Source organism: Lactobacillus nasalidis (genome assembly GCF_016587775.1).
Lineage (GTDB): Bacteria > Bacillota > Bacilli > Lactobacillales > Lactobacillaceae > Lactobacillus > Lactobacillus nasalidis.
Window position 1 is genome coordinate 1 of the sequence record NZ_BOCG01000464.1, and the last position, 378, is coordinate 378.

The 378-nt window shown below is 55.8% G+C and carries 1 rRNA gene; it reads left to right on the forward strand.

Annotation, left to right across the window (positions count from 1 at the left end):
• A 16S ribosomal RNA gene (locus lacNas_RS08830) occupies positions 1–378 on the forward strand; the annotation flags it as partial.

Sequence of the window (378 nt, forward strand, 5' to 3'; positions counted from 1 at the left end):
CAGAGACAGGTGGTGCATGGCTGTCGTCAGCTCGTGTCGTGAGATGTTGGGTTAAGTCCCGCAACGAGCGCAACCCTTGTCTTTAGTTGCCATCATTAAGTTGGGCACTCTAGAGAGACTGCCGGTGACAAACCGGAGGAAGGTGGGGATGACGTCAAGTCATCATGCCCCTTATGACCTGGGCTACACACGTGCTACAATGGGCAGTACAACGAGAAGCGAACCTGCGAAGGCAAGCGGATCTCTTAAAGCTGTTCTCAGTTCGGACTGCAGGCTGCAACTCGCCTGCACGAAGCTGGAATCGCTAGTAATCGCGGATCAGCACGCCGCGGTGAATACGTTCCCGGGCCTTGTACACACCGCCCGTCACACCATGGA